Annotated in this window: 11 protein-coding genes, 1 tRNA gene and 1 riboswitch; of the genes, 10 read left to right on the forward strand and 2 right to left on the reverse strand. The window is 70.1% G+C overall.

The genetic code is table 11. The features are described 5' to 3' along the window. Positions 1-244 precede the first annotated feature (244 nt). The 9 genes from LIV37_RS29490 (at position 245) to LIV37_RS29530 (ending at position 10,824) form a co-directional block, all read left to right on the forward strand. Positions 245-1,522: a cytochrome P450 family protein gene (locus LIV37_RS29490; RefSeq protein ID WP_020870747.1), complete on the forward strand. Its 1,278-nt coding sequence runs from the start codon at positions 245-247 to the stop codon at positions 1,520-1,522. 185 nt (positions 1,523-1,707) lie between these two features. Continuing rightward, positions 1,708-2,706: a LysM peptidoglycan-binding domain-containing protein gene (locus LIV37_RS29495; RefSeq protein WP_121824363.1), complete on the forward strand. Its 999-nt coding sequence runs from the start codon at positions 1,708-1,710 to the stop codon at positions 2,704-2,706. Positions 2,707-2,961: 255 nt separating this feature from the next. After that, a riboswitch (cyclic di-AMP (ydaO/yuaA leader) is annotated at positions 2,962-3,129 on the forward strand. Between the two features lie 6 nt (positions 3,130-3,135). Further along, positions 3,136-3,831, forward strand: a complete 696-nt coding sequence (locus tag LIV37_RS29500) for a LysM peptidoglycan-binding domain-containing protein (RefSeq protein WP_020870749.1) — start codon at positions 3,136-3,138, stop codon at positions 3,829-3,831. A 230-nt stretch (positions 3,832-4,061) separates the two neighbouring features. Further along, a complete protein-coding gene (gene eno / locus LIV37_RS29505; protein WP_020870750.1) occupies positions 4,062-5,342 on the forward strand; it encodes a phosphopyruvate hydratase in 1,281 nt (426 codons plus the stop codon). Positions 5,343-5,446: 104 nt separating this feature from the next. Next, positions 5,447-5,929, forward strand: coding sequence for an FtsB family cell division protein (locus tag LIV37_RS29510; protein WP_020870751.1), 483 nt, complete (start codon positions 5,447-5,449; stop codon positions 5,927-5,929). 70 nt (positions 5,930-5,999) lie between these two features. Next, a complete protein-coding gene (locus LIV37_RS29515) occupies positions 6,000-6,548 on the forward strand; it encodes a DUF501 domain-containing protein (RefSeq protein WP_020870752.1) in 549 nt (182 codons plus the stop codon). Next, positions 6,545-7,504 (forward strand): Ppx/GppA phosphatase family protein, encoded by a 960-nt coding sequence (locus LIV37_RS29520; RefSeq protein ID WP_020870753.1) that lies wholly within the window; start codon positions 6,545-6,547, stop codon positions 7,502-7,504. Before LIV37_RS29515 ends, LIV37_RS29520 begins: the two co-directional genes overlap by 4 nt. A 394-nt stretch (positions 7,505-7,898) precedes the next feature. Beyond that, complete coding sequence (locus tag LIV37_RS29525; RefSeq protein ID WP_121824362.1) at positions 7,899-9,278, forward strand: NAD(P)/FAD-dependent oxidoreductase; 1,380 nt, start codon at positions 7,899-7,901, stop codon at positions 9,276-9,278. Between the two features lie 232 nt (positions 9,279-9,510). Continuing rightward, positions 9,511-10,824, forward strand: coding sequence for an SAM-dependent methyltransferase (locus LIV37_RS29530; RefSeq protein WP_020870755.1), 1,314 nt, complete (start codon positions 9,511-9,513; stop codon positions 10,822-10,824). Between the two features lie 131 nt (positions 10,825-10,955). On the opposite strand, the gene LIV37_RS29535 is transcribed toward LIV37_RS29530, so the two are convergent. Together LIV37_RS29535 and LIV37_RS29540 are read right to left on the reverse strand one after the other, a co-directional pair. Then, positions 10,956-13,505 (reverse strand): ABC transporter permease, encoded by a 2,550-nt coding sequence (locus tag LIV37_RS29535; protein ID WP_020870756.1) that lies wholly within the window; start codon positions 13,503-13,505, stop codon positions 10,956-10,958. 89 nt (positions 13,506-13,594) lie between these two features. After that, complete coding sequence (locus tag LIV37_RS29540; RefSeq protein ID WP_214663895.1) at positions 13,595-14,368, reverse strand: ABC transporter ATP-binding protein; 774 nt, start codon at positions 14,366-14,368, stop codon at positions 13,595-13,597. A gap of 412 nt (positions 14,369-14,780) precedes the next feature. Between LIV37_RS29540 and LIV37_RS29545 the strand changes: the two genes are divergently transcribed. Then, positions 14,781-14,863: transfer RNA gene (locus tag LIV37_RS29545), tRNA-Leu, on the forward strand. Positions 14,864-14,980: the final 117 nt, after the last annotated feature.

A 14,980-nucleotide genomic window follows, 5' to 3' on the forward strand; every position in this document is an offset into this window, starting at 1 on the left:
GTTCGTAACGGGGCGGCGCGGGCATCCGCCGAACGGCGGCCTCAGCCATCAGATATCCGGGCATTCGGCCCCGGCTGTGTGTGGGTGGTGAAGGGTGTGTGGAGATGAATTGGGAATTCCGCTAGACATTCATCCCGGTCATGACTCTCTTATTCTCTTTGTTCTGCTTATTCCCTTATTTCTCTTGTCTGCCGTTACTTCCGGCAGACCGGGAGAGAGCGGCCCGCGCCGGTATCGTCGGGGGGTGTCGGAACAGCCCCGTGACAGCTCCGCTCCCACCCTCTTCACCTGGGAGTTCGCCAGCGATCCCTACCCCGCGTACGCCTGGCTACGCGATCACGCCCCGGTGCACCGGACCACGCTGCCCAGCGGTGTGGACGCCTGGCTGGTGACCCGTTACGCCGATGCCAGGAGGGCGCTGGCCGATCCCCGGCTCTCGAAGAACCCCCAGCGGCACAGTGCGGCGGCCCACGCCAAGGGCAAGGTGGGCATCCCGGGCGAACGGCGCGCCGAGCTGATGACACATCTGCTCAATATCGACCCTCCCGACCACACCCGGCTGCGGCGGCTGGTGTCGAAGGCGTTCACCCCGCGCCGGGTGGCCGCGTTCGCCCCCCGGGTGCGGACCCTCACCGACCAGCTCATCGACGCCTTCGAAGAGAGGGGAGAGGCGGATCTCATCCATGAGTTCGCCTTCCCCCTCCCTATTTACGCCATCTGCGATCTGCTCGGGGTGCCGCGCGAGGACCAGGACGACTTCCGGGACTGGGCCGGCGCGATGATCCGGCACGGCGGCGGCCCGCGCGGCGGAGTGGCCCGCGCCGTGAAGAGGATCCGGGCGTATCTGGGCGAGCTGATCCACCGCAAGCGCCTGGAGCTCGCGGAGTGGAGGGAAGAAGAGGACGGGGAGGATCTGATCTCGGGGCTGATCCGGGCCGGCGACCACGGCGAGCACCTCACCGAGAACGAGGCCGCGGCCATGGCCTTCATCCTTCTCTTCGCCGGCTTCGAGACGACCGTCAACCTGATCGGAAACGGCGTCTACGCACTGCTGCGCCATCCGGAGCAGCGCGCCCTCATGCAGCGGGCCCTGGAAGAAGGGGACGAGCGGCTGCTCGCCGCCGGGGTCGAGGAACTGCTCCGCTACGACGGACCCGTGGAGATCGCCACCTGGCGGTTCGCCACCGAGCCGCTCACCCTCGCCGGGCAGCACATCGCCGAGGGGGAGCCGGTGCTGGTGGTGCTCGCCGCGGCCGACCGGGACCCCGAACGGTTCGCGGAGCCGGACGTCCTCGATCTCACCCGCCGGGACAACCAGCACCTCGGCTACGGCCATGGCATCCATTACTGTCTGGGTGCTCCGCTGGCCCGGCTGGAGGCCCAGACCGCGATCGCCACCCTGCTGCGGCGGCTGCCCGGGCTGCGGCTCGCGGAGGATCCGGAGGATCTGCGGTGGCGCGGCGGGCTCATCATGCGCGGGCTGCGCACGCTCCCGGTGACCTGGGATTCCGCGGACGGCTGAGACCCGCGAAACGGGTGGCCGGGACTCCCAAGGCCCCTGCGGGCGGACATACGTGACGAATGATCAGCCGTGTGACCGTGGCGTGACCTCGGATACATCGCCTTGTGATGATCGAGTGCCCTCGCTATGTTCACCGGCAAACCTTGTCGCCATAGGGCCATAGCGCCATAGGAGAGGTCAATCGCATGCGTTCCGGTAATGGTCGACACCGTCGCCCCCGTCAGGCTCCGGCCATCATCGTCGCGGCGGGGGTCACGGGAGCGGGCCTCGCCATGCCCCTCTTCGGGGCGACCGGCGCACAGGCCGCCCAGACCGCCACGTGGGATCACGTCGCCGAGTGCGAGAGCGGCGGTATGTGGAGCGCCAACGAGGGCAACGGCTTCTACGGCGGGCTCCAGCTGACCCTCGACATGTGGAAGAAGTACGGCGGCGCGGAGTACGCCCCGCGCCCCGACCTCGCCAGCCGCTCCCAGCAGATATCCGTCGCCGAGGCGATCCTCGGCGACCGCGGCCCCGACGCCTGGCCGAGCTGTGCGCTGGGCGCCGGGCTCACCGACGGCGGCGGCGCCCCCGATGTGGACCCCGGCAGCACGGCCACCCCGGACCCGGGGACGGGCCGCGGCGGGGACGACCAGGGGGACCGGGGGCGGGACGGCTCCTCCTCGGACGCGGACCGTTCGGGGACGTCCGACGGCGCCGGCAAGCCGGACGCGCCGGACGCGTCCGGGTCGGCCGAGGAGCCGGACGCGCCCCACACCTCCAAGTCCCCCGACGGCCTTGACGGCTCCGCCTCGGACGACCCGGCAGCGGACGACCCGGACTCGGACAGCCCCTCCCGTTCGGACGGTCCCTCGGTGCCGGACGGCTCCGAGAGCCCCTCGGCGGACCCCTCCGGCCGCCACCGCGGCTCCCCGGACGCCGGGGAGGAGGCCGACGACGGCGACGCGGGGAGCGCACGGCCCTCCGGGCGCCATGCCTCGCGCGGCGCTTCGGACCGCGACGAGGACTCCACGGACGACGATTACACTGTTCGCCCCGGTGACAACCTGTCAGGGATCGCCGAGCACCAGAATGTGTCCCGCGGTTGGGAAGGGCTCTACGAGACCAACGAGGACCTCATCGGGATCGACCCCGATCTGATCATTCCTGGTCAGCGACTTGACCTCACCATCAGGGAGCAGTGATTCGGGGGGAATTGCCCGCTCTGGACCCGGTGAGACATACATCTCGTCACATTTTCCGGGGCGCACCTCGTGTCCGATCTCTCCTCACCCGGCCCCACCTGCGTCGATGTGGGCCGGGTGAGATCAATTACAGCCCCAATCACTGCCCTTGGGGTGTTTGAACGTTCTTGGAAGGTGTGTTTAACGTCTTTCCGCTCGCCACCGCGGGCACCGTCGATCGTCACGCCGAATCCTGCCGGCGGTCGGGGGGAAACCGACGCGTCAGCGCCGAAGGCAGGAGCGGGGGACCCAAGGTAGGTGCCGAGTGGCCTGTGGATACGGGCTCGTCGGCTAGGGGTGAAGCCGGGAGCGACCATCGCGACCGGCCGGGCAACTCACGTCCGAACCCGACAGCTCACCTCGTAGGCGTCGGTGAGGAAACGAACCAAAATGCTCAAGTCCAACGGGAAGCACCGCCGCCCCTCCAAGGCCACCCGTATCGCCGCGCTCACCGGTCTCGCCGGTGCCGCCGTGGCGGCACCGCTCATCGGGGCGACCTCCGCCTCCGCGGCCACCACCTCCCAGTGGGACCAGGTCGCGCAGTGCGAGTCCGGTGGCAACTGGTCGATCAACACCGGCAACGGCTACTTCGGCGGCCTGCAGTTCTCGAGCTCCACCTGGGCCGCCTACGGCGGCACGGCCTACGCCTCCACCGCGGACAAGGCCAGCAAGGCCCAGCAGATCCAGATCGCCGAGAAGGTCCTGGGCAGCCAGGGCAAGGGCGCCTGGCCGGTCTGCGGCAAGGGTCTGACCTCCGGCGGCAGCCCGTCCGCCCCGTCCGCGCCCTCCGGCTCGCAGGACCAATCCTCGGCGACCACCAAGTCGGCCCCGGCCCAGCCGGCGCAGCCCAAGGCCCAGCCGAAGGCGCAGCCGCGCACCGCGCCCGAGCGCGCCGCCCGGCAGCAGACCCGTGGCCCGATCAAGAAGGGTGACGGCGAGTACAAGGTCAAGTCCGGCGACACCCTCGGCAAGATCGCCAAGGTCCACGACGTCAAGGGCGGCTGGAAGAAGCTCTTCGAGCTGAACAAGGACATCGTGGAGCAGGCCGACCTGATCTTCCCGGGCCAGCAGCTGCACCTCCGCTGAGCCACGGCCACGGTCACGGCCACCGTGAGAACGAGCCCCGGCCGGGGTGTGCCGCCCCTATGGCACGCCCCGCCGGGGCTTTCCCAATGCACATGAAATCCGGATTTTTAATCCAGAATCTCGCTTTTTGTGTCGCGCCCCTGTCTCGTGGGGCGGGCGAACGCGGGGCGCAGCCCTCCCGGCCCGTTAGGCTCGTGCTGCTACCGCAGACCCATACGAAGGAGAACCTCGTGCCGTCCATCGACGTCGTCGTAGCTCGCGAGATCCTCGACTCGCGAGGCAACCCCACGGTCGAGGTCGAGGTTGGCCTCGACGACGGCAGCACCGGCCGTGCCGCCGTGCCGTCCGGCGCCTCCACCGGCGCCTTCGAGGCCCTCGAACTCCGTGACGGCGACAAGAACCGCTACAACGGCAAGGGCGTGGAGAAGGCCGTCCTCGCCGTGATCGAGCAGATCGGTCCCGAGCTGGTGGGCTATGACGCCACCGAGCAGCGGCTGATCGACCAGGCGATGTTCGACCTGGACGCCACCCCGGACAAGTCCTCGCTCGGTGCCAACGCGATCCTCGGCGTCTCCCTCGCCGTCGCGCACGCCGCCTCCGAGGCGTCCGACCTCCCCCTCTTCCGTTACCTCGGCGGCCCGAACGCCCATCTGCTGCCGGTGCCGATGATGAACATCCTCAACGGCGGATCGCACGCCGACTCCAATGTGGACATCCAGGAGTTCATGATCGCGCCCGTGGGCGCGGAGTCCTTCTCCGAGGCCCTGCGCTGGGGCGCCGAGGTCTACCACACCCTGAAGTCCGTGCTGAAGGAGCGCGGCCTGTCCACCGGCCTCGGCGACGAGGGCGGTTTCGCGCCGAACCTCGGCTCCAACCGCGAGGCCCTCGACCTGATCCTCGAGGCGGTCAAGAAGGCCGGCTACCAGCCGGGCCAGGACATCGCGCTCGCGCTGGACGTCGCCGCCTCCGAGTTCTACAAGGACGGCACGTACCAGTTCGAGGGCCAGTCCCGCTCCGCCGCCGAGATGACCTCGTACTACGCCGAGCTGGTCGCCGCGTACCCGCTGGTCTCCATCGAGGACCCGCTGAACGAGGAGGACTGGGACGGCTGGAAGACCATCACCGAGCAGCTCGGCGACAAGGTCCAGCTGGTCGGCGACGACCTCTTCGTCACCAACCCCGAGCGGCTGTCCCGCGGCATCGACAGCGACACCGCGAACGCCCTGCTGGTCAAGGTCAACCAGATCGGCTCGCTGACCGAGACCCTCGACGCGGTCGAGCTGGCCCAGCGCAACGGCTACAAGTGCATGATGTCGCACCGCTCCGGTGAGACCGAGGACGTCACCATCGCCGACCTGGCCGTCGCCACCAACTGCGGCCAGATCAAGACCGGCGCCCCGGCCCGTTCCGAGCGGGTGGCCAAGTACAACCAGCTGCTGCGCATCGAGGAGATCCTGGACGACGCCGCGGTGTACGCGGGCCGTTCCGCCTTCCCGCGCTTCAAGGGCTGAGCGGACACGTCTGACGCCGGTCCCCGGCCGTGGTCCCGTACCGTGGCCGGGGACGGCGTCGCTCGACGGCGTTACCCAAGCGAAGTCATCACCGGGGAGGCGACGTGCCGGCGGATCGGGAACGGTTCTCCACCGCGACCAGGCTCAAGGCGCTCGGCGAGCACGCCGCCGCCCGGGTCTACCGCGTGCGCACCAAGCGCCGCCGCGGCCGGCTGACCGGCCGGGCCGCCCTGCTCGCGCTGGTCGTCTGCTCCCTCGTCGTGGCGCTCGCCTATCCGATGCGGCAGTACATCTCCCAGCGCTCCGACATCGCCGAGCAGCGGCACCAGGCCCAGCGGGCCCGCGAGGACGTGAAGAAGCTGCGGGAGCGGAAGGCCCGGCTGCGCGACCCCGCCTTCACCGAGCAGCAGGCGCGTGAGCGGCTGCACTTCCTGATGCCGGGGGAGACCGGCTACAGCGTGGTGGACGGCGGCGGTTCCACCGAGCGCTCCACCGACCAGGGCGCGGCCGGCCGCCCCTGGTACACCAACCTCTGGGACGCCGTGGACACGGCGGACGCGGCGGGGGCGGGCAGCGCGCGCCGCTGATGCGCCGCGCTCCGGCCGCCGGCCGCACCCGGCGTTCGAATCGACACGAAGAAGAAGAAGTTTCCCACTCATGGATACGCCCCCGCCCCAGACGGAGCCCACCGCGCCCACCGACGCGGACATCCACGCCGTACGGGAGCAGCTGAACCGCGTGCCCCGGGGTCTGCGTGCGATCGCGCACCGCTGTCCCTGCGGCAATCCGGACGTCGTGGAGACCGCGCCGCGGCTCGAGGACGGTACGCCCTTCCCCACCCTCTACTACCTGACCTGTCCGCGCGCCGCGTCCGCGATCGGCACGCTGGAGGCCGGGGGCGTGATGAAGGAGATGACGGCCCGGCTGGGCACCGACCCCGAGCTGGCCGCCGCCTACCGCTCCGCCCACGAGGACTACATCGCGCGCCGCGACGCCGTCGAGGTGCTCCAGGGCTTCCCCAGCGCGGGCGGGATGCCGGACCGGGTGAAGTGCCTGCACGTGCTGGTCGCCCACTCCCTGGCGGCCGGCCCCGGGGTCAATCCGCTGGGGGACGAGGCGATCGCGATGCTGCCGGAGTGGTGGCGCAAGGGCCCGTGTGCGAGCCCGTGCGGGACCGAGGCCCCGAGCCGGGAGGAGAGCGTATGACCCGCGTCGCCGCCGTGGACTGCGGCACCAACTCGATCCGGCTCCTGGTGGCGGACGCCGATCCGGCCACCGGGGAGCTGACCGAGCTCGACCGCCGGATGAAGATCGTCCGGCTGGGCCAGGGCGTGGACCGCACGGGCCGGCTCGCCCCCGAGGCGCTGGAGCGCACCTTCGCCGCCTGCCGTGAGTACGCGGAGGCCGTGCGTGAGCTGGGCGCCGAGCGCGTCCGCTTCGTGGCCACCTCCGCCTCCCGGGACGCCGAGAACCGCGCGGAGTTCGTGCGCGGGGTCGTGGAGATCCTGGGCGTGCAGCCCGAGGTGATCACCGGGGACCAGGAGGCGGAGTTCTCCTTCACCGGGGCCACCAAGGAGCTCACCGGCCATGACCGTATGGCCGGGCCGTATCTGGTGGTGGACATCGGCGGCGGTTCGACGGAGTTCGTCGAGGGCGGCGACGGGGTGCGGGCGGCCCGCAGCGTGGACATCGGCTGCGTCCGGCTGACCGAGCGCCATCTGGTGGTGGACGGCCGGATCACCGATCCCCCGACGGAGGATCAGATCGCCGCCATAAGGGCCGATGTGGAGCAGGCGCTGGACCTGGCCGAACGCACCGTGCCGCTCAGCCGCGCCTGCCGTCCCGCGGACGGCCACGCGCTGGTCGGGCTGGCCGGTTCGGTCACCACCGTGGCCGGGATCGCGCTGGGTCTGAGGGAGTACGACTCCTCCGCGATCCACCACTCCCGGATCACCCTCGGCCAGGTCCGCGAGATCACGGGCAAGCTGCTCGGCTCCGCCCACGCCGAGCGGGCGGAGATCCCGGTGATGCATCCGGGGCGGGTCGACGTGATCGGGTCGGGGGCGCTCATCCTGCTTTCGATCATGGAAAGGACCGGTGCCGAGGAGGTCGTGGTGAGTGAGCACGACATCCTCGACGGGCTCGCCTGGAGCATCGCCTGAGCGGCCGGGATAACGTATGAGCGGCCGCGGAACCCCCTTCGGGGGCCCTCCGCGAGCCGCCTCCGAGAAAGTTCGTGAAACTCTTCACATGAAAAAGGCGCCTGGTGGCCGCCCGATCCGGTGCTCCGGGGCGGTTTCGGCGGCCGGGCCCCGTAACTGACCGGATCGTGAAGTGTCAGGGCGGTGTACGGCGCCCCCGCGCGGACCGCCTGGTCTACTCGCGCGTTCAGTCACAAGCCCTGCTCAGAGGGGTGGAAACGTGCCGATCCAGCCAGTGGTTCCGCTCCGCGGATATGGCGTCCAGCACGGGAGCGGCGGAGTGTAGCAGATGCTCCCACCATGCTTGTGAAGGGGCTCACGAGGTCCCCCCCAAGGGGTGCTGGATACTCGAATCATGAGCACCACGGAGCGTCCCAGGATCCTCGTTGTAGGCGGTGGGTACGTTGGCTTGTACGCGGCGCGCCGCATTCTGAAGAAGATGCGGTACGGCGAGGCGACCGTCACGGTCGTCGACCCTCGCTCGTACATGACGTACCAGCCCTTCCTCCCCGAAGCTGCGGCCGGCAGCATCTCCCCGCGCCACGTCGTGGTTCCGCTGCGGCGCGTGCTCCCCAAGGCGGAAGTCCTCACCGGCCGCGTGTCGACCATCGACCAGGACCGCAAGGTCGCCGTCATCCAGCCGCTCGTCGGCGAGACGTACGAGCTGCCCTTCGATTACCTGGTCGTCGCCCTCGGCGCGGTCTCCCGCACCTTCCCGATCCCCGGTCTCGCGGAGAACGGCATCGGTATGAAGGGCATAGAGGAGGCCATCGGCCTGCGCAACCACGTCCTCGAACAGCTCGACAAGGCCGACTCCACCACGGACGAGGAGATCCGCCGCAAGGCGCTCACCTTCGTCTTCGTCGGCGGTGGCTTCGCCGGCGCGGAGACCATCGGCGAGGTCGAGGACATGGCCCGTGACGCGGCCAAGTACTACCCGAACGTCAAGCGCGAGGACATGCGCTTCGTCCTCGTCGACGCCGCCGACAAGATCCTTCCCGAGGTCGGCCCGAAGCTGGGCAAGTGGGGTCTGGAGCACCTGCAGAAGCGCGGTATCGAGGTCTACCTCGAGACCTCGATGAACTCCTGCATCGACGGCCATGTCGTCCTCAAGAACGGCCTCGAGGTCGACTCCAACACCATCGTGTGGACCGCGGGCGTCAAGCCCAACCCGGCGCTGGCCCGGTTCGGCCTCCCGCTCGGCCCGCGCGGCCATGTGGACACCGCCCCGACCCTCCAGGCCCAGGGCAGCGACTACATCTGGGCCGCCGGTGACAACGCCCAGGTCCCGGACCTCGCCACCGGCGAGGGCGCCTGGTGCCCGCCGAACGCCCAGCACGCGCTGCGCCAGGCCAAGGTCCTCGGTGACAACGTGATCTCCGGCATGCGGGGCTTCCCGCAGAAGGAATACAAGCACGCCAACAAGGGCGCCGTCGCGGGTCTGGGCCTCCACAAGGGCGTCGCGATGATCGTCTTCGGCAAGATGAAGATCAAGCTGAAGGGCCGCCTGGCCTGGTACATGCACCGTGGTTACCACGGCATGGCCATGCCGACCTTCAACCGCAAGATCCGGGTGCTCGCCGACTGGACGCTGGGGATGTTCCTCAAGCGCGAGGTCGTCTCGCTCGGCGCCATCGAGAACCCCCGCGAGGAGTTCTACGAGGCCGCCTCCCCGGTCAGCGCCGCCACCGCGGCCAAGCCCGCGGCCCCGGCCGAGAAGGCCAAGGCGTCCTGACCATACGGGCCCGACCGGCCCGCCATACGGGCCCGACCCGTACAACTGAACGCCGAGGGCGTCCGCCATCCGTGGGGCGGACGCCCTTACGTCTGCCCTCGGACACCCTCCGATGGACCGCTTTTTAAAGCTGTTTTGCCGATTCCAGACGTGTCGGCGGGACTGTACGGCGGGTCCCATGGTGTTTACGTGGTGAGTGAATCTTGTTGAGTCGCCATCACGGAGGTGCGAAATGGCCGACGCCGCTGGGCGGATCGCCACCCTGGCCGAGGAGGTGCTGGGAACCCCCCTCCCGATCCGCGTCCGGGCCTGGGACCACAGCGAGACCGGTCCGCCCGGCGGACCCACCCTGGTCATCCGGCGCCGCCGGGCGCTGCGCAGGTTCCTGTGGCGGCCGGGCGAGCTGGGCCTGGCCCGCGCCTGGGTCGCCGGGGACCTCGACGTCGAGGGCGATCTGTACGACGCCCTGGACCGGCTGTCCGGACTGCTGTGGGAGCGCGACCCCGCCACCGCGCCGCGGTCCCGGCTCCGCACCGGCATCCAGGCGCTGCGCGACCCCGGGCTGCGCACCGCCGCCCGGGAGATGATCGCGCTCGCCGGGCCGGGGCTGCCGCCGCCCCCGCCGCGCGAGGAGGCCAGGACCACCCTCGGTTCGCTGCACTCCCTGCGCCGCGACCGTAAGGCCATCAGCCACCACTACGACGTCGGCAACGACTTCTACGAGCTGGTGCTCGGCCCCTCGATGGTCTACTCCTGCGCCTACTGGGACCGGGCGGACTCCACGCTGGAGGATGCCCAGCGCGCCAAGCTGGACCTGGTCTGCCGCAAGCTGGCCCTGCGGCCCGGCCAGCGGCTGCTGGACGTGGGATGCGGCTGGGGCTCGATGGTGCTGCACGCGGCGCGCGAGTACGGGGTGCGCGCCGTCGGCATCACGCTCTCCGAGGAGCAGGCGGCGTACGCCCGTAAGCGCATCGCGGACGCCGGGCTCACCGACCAGGTGGAGATCCGGGTCCAGGACTACCGCGAGGTCCCGGACGGCCCCTACGACGCCATCTCCTCGATCGGCATGGCCGAACACGTGGGCGCCGTGCGGTACGCCGAGTACACCGCCATCCTGCACCGGCTGCTGCGGCCCGGCGGGCGGCTGCTCAACCACCAGATCGCCCGGCGCCCCCAGCCGGACGAAGAGGCGTACCACGTGGACGAGTTCATCGACCGCTATGTCTTCCCCGACGGTGAGCTCGCCCCGGTCGGCCGGACCGTGGCCCAGCTGGAGGAGGCGGGCTTCGAGGTGCGCGACGTGGAGGCCATCCGCGAGCACTACGCGCTCACACTGCGCCGCTGGGTCGCCAACCTGGAGCGGTCCTGGACCCAGGGCGTGCGGCTGACCTCCCCGGGCCGGGCCCGGGTCTGGCGGCTCTACATGGCGGCCTCCGCCCTCTCCTTCGAGCGCAACCGGATCGGGGTCAACCAGGTCCTCGCCGTGCGCACCCCCGAGGGCGGGGCCTCGGGGCTTCCGCTGCGCACCCGCGACTGGCGCGGCTGACCGCGGCCGAAGTCGGCCGAAGTCGGCCGAAGACGGCTGGACCCGGCCACGACGCGGACGTCCCCGTCCGCCCCGGAGAGGGGCGGACGGGGACGTCCCGTGTCCGGCTCGCCGCGGTGCGGCTTGCTCGGCTACTCGGCCTTGATGGCGGCCAGCATGTTCAGCTTGGAGGCCCGGCGGGCCGGCCACAGCGCCGCGATGACGCCCACGAACGCGGCCATCAGCAGGAACAGCCCCATCCTGGCCCACGGAAGCACCAGCTCGTAGCTCGGCAGCTCGGTGGCGATCAGCTCACCGGCCGCCCAGCCGAAGAAGCCGCCGAGGCCGAGGCCGAGCACCCCGCCGAAGAGCGAGATGACCAGCGACTCCAGCCGGACCATCCGCTTGATGCCGGCCCGGTCCAGGCCGATCGCCCGCAGCATGCCGATCTCCTTGGACCGCTCGAAGACCGACATCGCCAGGGTGTTGATGACACCGAGCACGGCGACGATCACGGCCATGGCGAGCAGCCCGTAGAGCATGTTCAGCATCAGGGTGAAGGCGCTGGCGATCTCGTCGGAGATGTCCTGCTTGTTCTGGATCTTGATCGCCGGGTTCTCGCCGAGCGTCTTCTGCAGCAGGTTCTTGTTGTTCTCCGTGGCGCCGCCCTTGGTCTTCAGCATCACCTGGAAGTCCGCGACGGTGGTCATGTGCGGGGTGACCGTGGCGCTGTCGACCATGACACCGCGGATCATCTGGTTGCCCTCGTAGACACCGCCCACGGTCAGCTTGCCGGCGCGGCCGTCCTCGTAGGTCACCGGGATGGTGGAGCCGACCTTCCAGTGGTGCTCATCGGCGATCTTGTCGTCGACGAGGGCCTTGGTGCCCCCGAGCGCGGCGAACGAGCCCTCGGTGAAGTCCACCTTCACCAGGTCCTTGATGGCCTTCGGGTCGACGCCCGTCAGGGAGTCGGAGTCGCCGGCGACCCGGGCCGGGGAGGAGCGCAGCGGGCTGATCGAGGTGACCTCGGGCAGCTTCGCCAGGGTCTTGGACACCTCGGGCGACAGCGGCCGCCCGCCGGTCCCGCCGCCCCCGCCCATGCTGACGACGTAGTCGGACCTCAGCCCGTCGGCCGCCATCTTGTCGATCCCCTTCTGCATGGATCCGGCGATCACCGTCATGCCGGTGATCAGAGTGAGACCCACCATCAGGGCGGAGGCGGTGGCGGCGGTGCGGCGGGGGTTGCGCACCGCGTTCTGCCGCGCCAGCTTGCCGGGCATCCCGAAGATCCGCAGCACCGGGGAGGCGGCCGCGATCAGTGGCCGGGACAGCAGCGGGGTGAGCACGAAGACGCCGATCACCAGGACGGCCGCGCCGAGCGCCATCGGGCCCTGGCCGTCGCCGCCCATGCCCGCACCGGACACCACCAGCGCGGCACCGGCCGCGGCGAGGATCGCGCCGATGGTGTTGCGCACCACCAGACCGCGGGTGGTCGGCGCGGCGTGCACGCTGTTCATCGCGGCGACCGGCGGGATCTTGGCGGCGCGGCGGCCGGGCAGCCAGGCGGAGAGCACGGTCACCACGACGCCCACGACCACCGAGGCCAGCACCGTGGTCGGCGCGACGATCAGCGGACCGTCCGGGACGTTGGCCCCGGTGGAGTTGAGCACCGAGCGCAGCGCGGCGCCGATGCCGACACCGGCGGCGAGACCCACCACGGCCGCGACGGCGCCCACGACGGTGGCCTCGATCAGCACCGAGCGGGTGACCTGACGGCGGGTCGCACCCACCGCGCGCATCAGGGCGAGCTCCTTGGTGCGCTGGGCGACCAGCATGGAGAAGGTGTTGACGATGATGAAGATGCCGACGAAGAGCGCGATACCGGCGAACACCAGCATCGCGGTCTGCATGCTGCTCATGCCCTCTTCGATCGCCTTGGCCTGGTCCTTGGCGAGCTTCTTGGCGGTGGTGGCCTTGGCCTGCTCGGGCAGGATCTTGTCGACCGACGACTTCAGGGTGGACTGCGAGGTGCCCGCGGCGGCCTTCACATCGATCTCGTCGAACTGGCCGGGCTTGCCGAACAGCTTCTGCGCGGTGGCCGTGTCGTACAGCGCGAGGGTGCCGCCCGCGGCGACATTGCCGTCGTCGGTGGTGAAGACGCCGACGACCTTCTCGGTGCGCACCGGGCCGTCGACGGAGACCCGGATGGAGTCCCCGGCCTTGTAGTGGCCGCGCTCGGCGGTCCTGGTGTCGAGCGCGATCTCACCCGCGGCCTCGGGGGCGCGGCCCTCGGTCATGTTGTACCGGGGGTCCTTGCCGTCGGCGCCCGGGTAGTAGTTGCCGCCGAGGTTGGAGAAGCCGCCGCCGAGCAGGTCGCCCTTCTTGTCGGCGAGGGAGGAGGAGCCCTTCACCACACCGTAGGCGGAGGCGGCGCCGGGCGCCTTGGCCGCCTGGTCCAGCAGCCGCTGGCTCAGCCGGGGGGCGTCACCGGGGTTGGCGGAGTCGTCGTCCTTCTTGTCGGGGGTGATGGCGACGTCGACGCCCTTGAAGCCCTTCTGGGAGCTCTTCTGGTAGGCGTCGGAGATGGTGTTGGTGAAGACCAGGGTGCCGGCGACGAAGGCCACGCCGAGCATCACGGCGAGCACGGTCATCAGCAACCGGGCCTTGTGCGCAAGCACATTGCGCAGGGCTGTACGGAGCATGAGGTGTCAGTCCTGAAGGGGTGGAGTGGGGAGTGCGAGGCGGGGAGGCGAACCGAGCCTTAAGAGGGGAGTTGGGCGCGCGCCTCGCGTCAGCTCGTGCGGCCCTTGGCGTCGAAGCGCTTCATGCGGTCCAGCACCGAGTCGGCGGTGGGGTTGCGCAGCTCGTCCACGATCCGGCCGTCGGCGAGGAAGACCACCCGATCGGAGTAGGACGCGGCGACCGGGTCATGGGTCACCATCACGATCGTCTGGCCCAGCTCCCGCACCGAGTTGCGGAGGAAGCCCAGGACCTCGGCGCCGGAGCGGGAGTCCAGGTTGCCGGTCGGCTCGTCGGCGAAGATGATCTCCGGCTGGCCGGCCAGGGCGCGGGCCACGGCGACGCGCTGCTGCTGACCACCCGACAGCTGGTTGGGGCGGTGCTTGAGCCGCCCGGCCAGACCGACCGTGGCCACCACCTGATCCAGCCACGCCTGGTCGGCCTTGCGGCCCGCGATGTCCATCGGGAGGGTGATGTTCTCCAGCGCGTTCAGCGTCGGCAGCAGGTTGAACGCCTGGAAGATGAAGCCGATCTTGTCGCGGCGCAGCTGGGTGAGCTTCTTGTCCTTGAGCGTGGTCAGTTCGACCTCGCCGATCCGGGCCGAGCCGTTGGAGATGGTGTCGAGACCCGCCATGCAGTGCATCAGCGTGGACTTGCCGGAGCCGGACGGGCCCATGATCGCGGTGAACTCAGCCTGGCGGAACTCGACGGAGACCGAATCCAGGGCGATTACCTGGGTCTCACCCTCGCCGTAGACCTTGCTCAGGTCCGTGGCGCGGGCGGCCGCCCCGGTGGAGTGGGCGGTGGTTTTGACGCCGAGGGGCATGGTGGTCACGGTGAATGACTCCTGTCGTGCTCTGCGGGAGTGGGCGGGACGTCACTCCATGGTTCCGGTTGTGAAGGGGGACGGGATCAGCCCGTGCTCCCGTTCTCGTGGGGGCCTCGCGATGTAGGTGGTGGTGGCGGAGTCCTCCTTGAGGAGGAGAGGGCGCCCCGTCCGGGGCGTCGAGATTGCGTCAATCCCCAGTTAATGGGGGTTCAGGGCATATCGGCAGGTCCAATGGACGTCGGCATCTTCGGGTACCCCGCCCCGCTGCTGATGCACCCTCAGTTGCCAATAAAATAAGACAACCTCGGGTCGAGGATTCACTGTGCGGGGGCATGTCCCCGGATAGGCTCGTGCTGCTCTCTTCCAGGGGAGGGCCGTATGCGCACCGTGCGGCCCAGGGGGAACCGCTGCCCGGATGGTGGAATGCAGACACGGCGAGCTTAAACCTCGCTGCCCCTCGCGGGCGTACCGGTTCAAGTCCGGTTCCGGGCACCTTCAGATCCGGTGGGCGCACTCAGCGTGTGTGGATGGTCGCCCCAAGTGCGTGCGCGGGGCCCGCAGGGGCCTCGCGCGGCCTCCTCCTGCGTGAAAAGATCCTCCCTGGGCACT

The organism is Streptomyces rapamycinicus NRRL 5491, assembly GCF_024298965.1.
Classification (GTDB): Bacteria; Actinomycetota; Actinomycetes; order Streptomycetales; family Streptomycetaceae; genus Streptomyces; species Streptomyces rapamycinicus.

Excerpts from the sequence above, each read along its gene's own strand:
- LIV37_RS29495 (WP_121824363.1), top strand. The coding sequence starts at position 1,708 with ATGCGTTCCGGTAATGGTCGACACCGTCGCCCCCGTCAGGCTCCGGCC.
- LIV37_RS29500 (WP_020870749.1), top strand. The coding sequence starts at position 3,136 with ATGCTCAAGTCCAACGGGAAGCACCGCCGCCCCTCCAAGGCCACCCGT.
- LIV37_RS29515 (WP_020870752.1), top strand. The coding sequence starts at position 6,000 with ATGGATACGCCCCCGCCCCAGACGGAGCCCACCGCGCCCACCGACGCG.
- LIV37_RS29520 (WP_020870753.1), top strand. The coding sequence starts at position 6,545 with ATGACCCGCGTCGCCGCCGTGGACTGCGGCACCAACTCGATCCGGCTC.
- LIV37_RS29525 (WP_121824362.1), top strand. The coding sequence starts at position 7,899 with ATGAGCACCACGGAGCGTCCCAGGATCCTCGTTGTAGGCGGTGGGTAC.
- LIV37_RS29530 (WP_020870755.1), top strand. The coding sequence starts at position 9,511 with ATGGCCGACGCCGCTGGGCGGATCGCCACCCTGGCCGAGGAGGTGCTG.
- LIV37_RS29535 (WP_020870756.1), bottom strand. The coding sequence starts at position 13,505 with ATGCTCCGTACAGCCCTGCGCAATGTGCTTGCGCACAAGGCCCGGTTG.
- LIV37_RS29540 (WP_214663895.1), bottom strand. The coding sequence starts at position 14,368 with ATGCCCCTCGGCGTCAAAACCACCGCCCACTCCACCGGGGCGGCCGCC.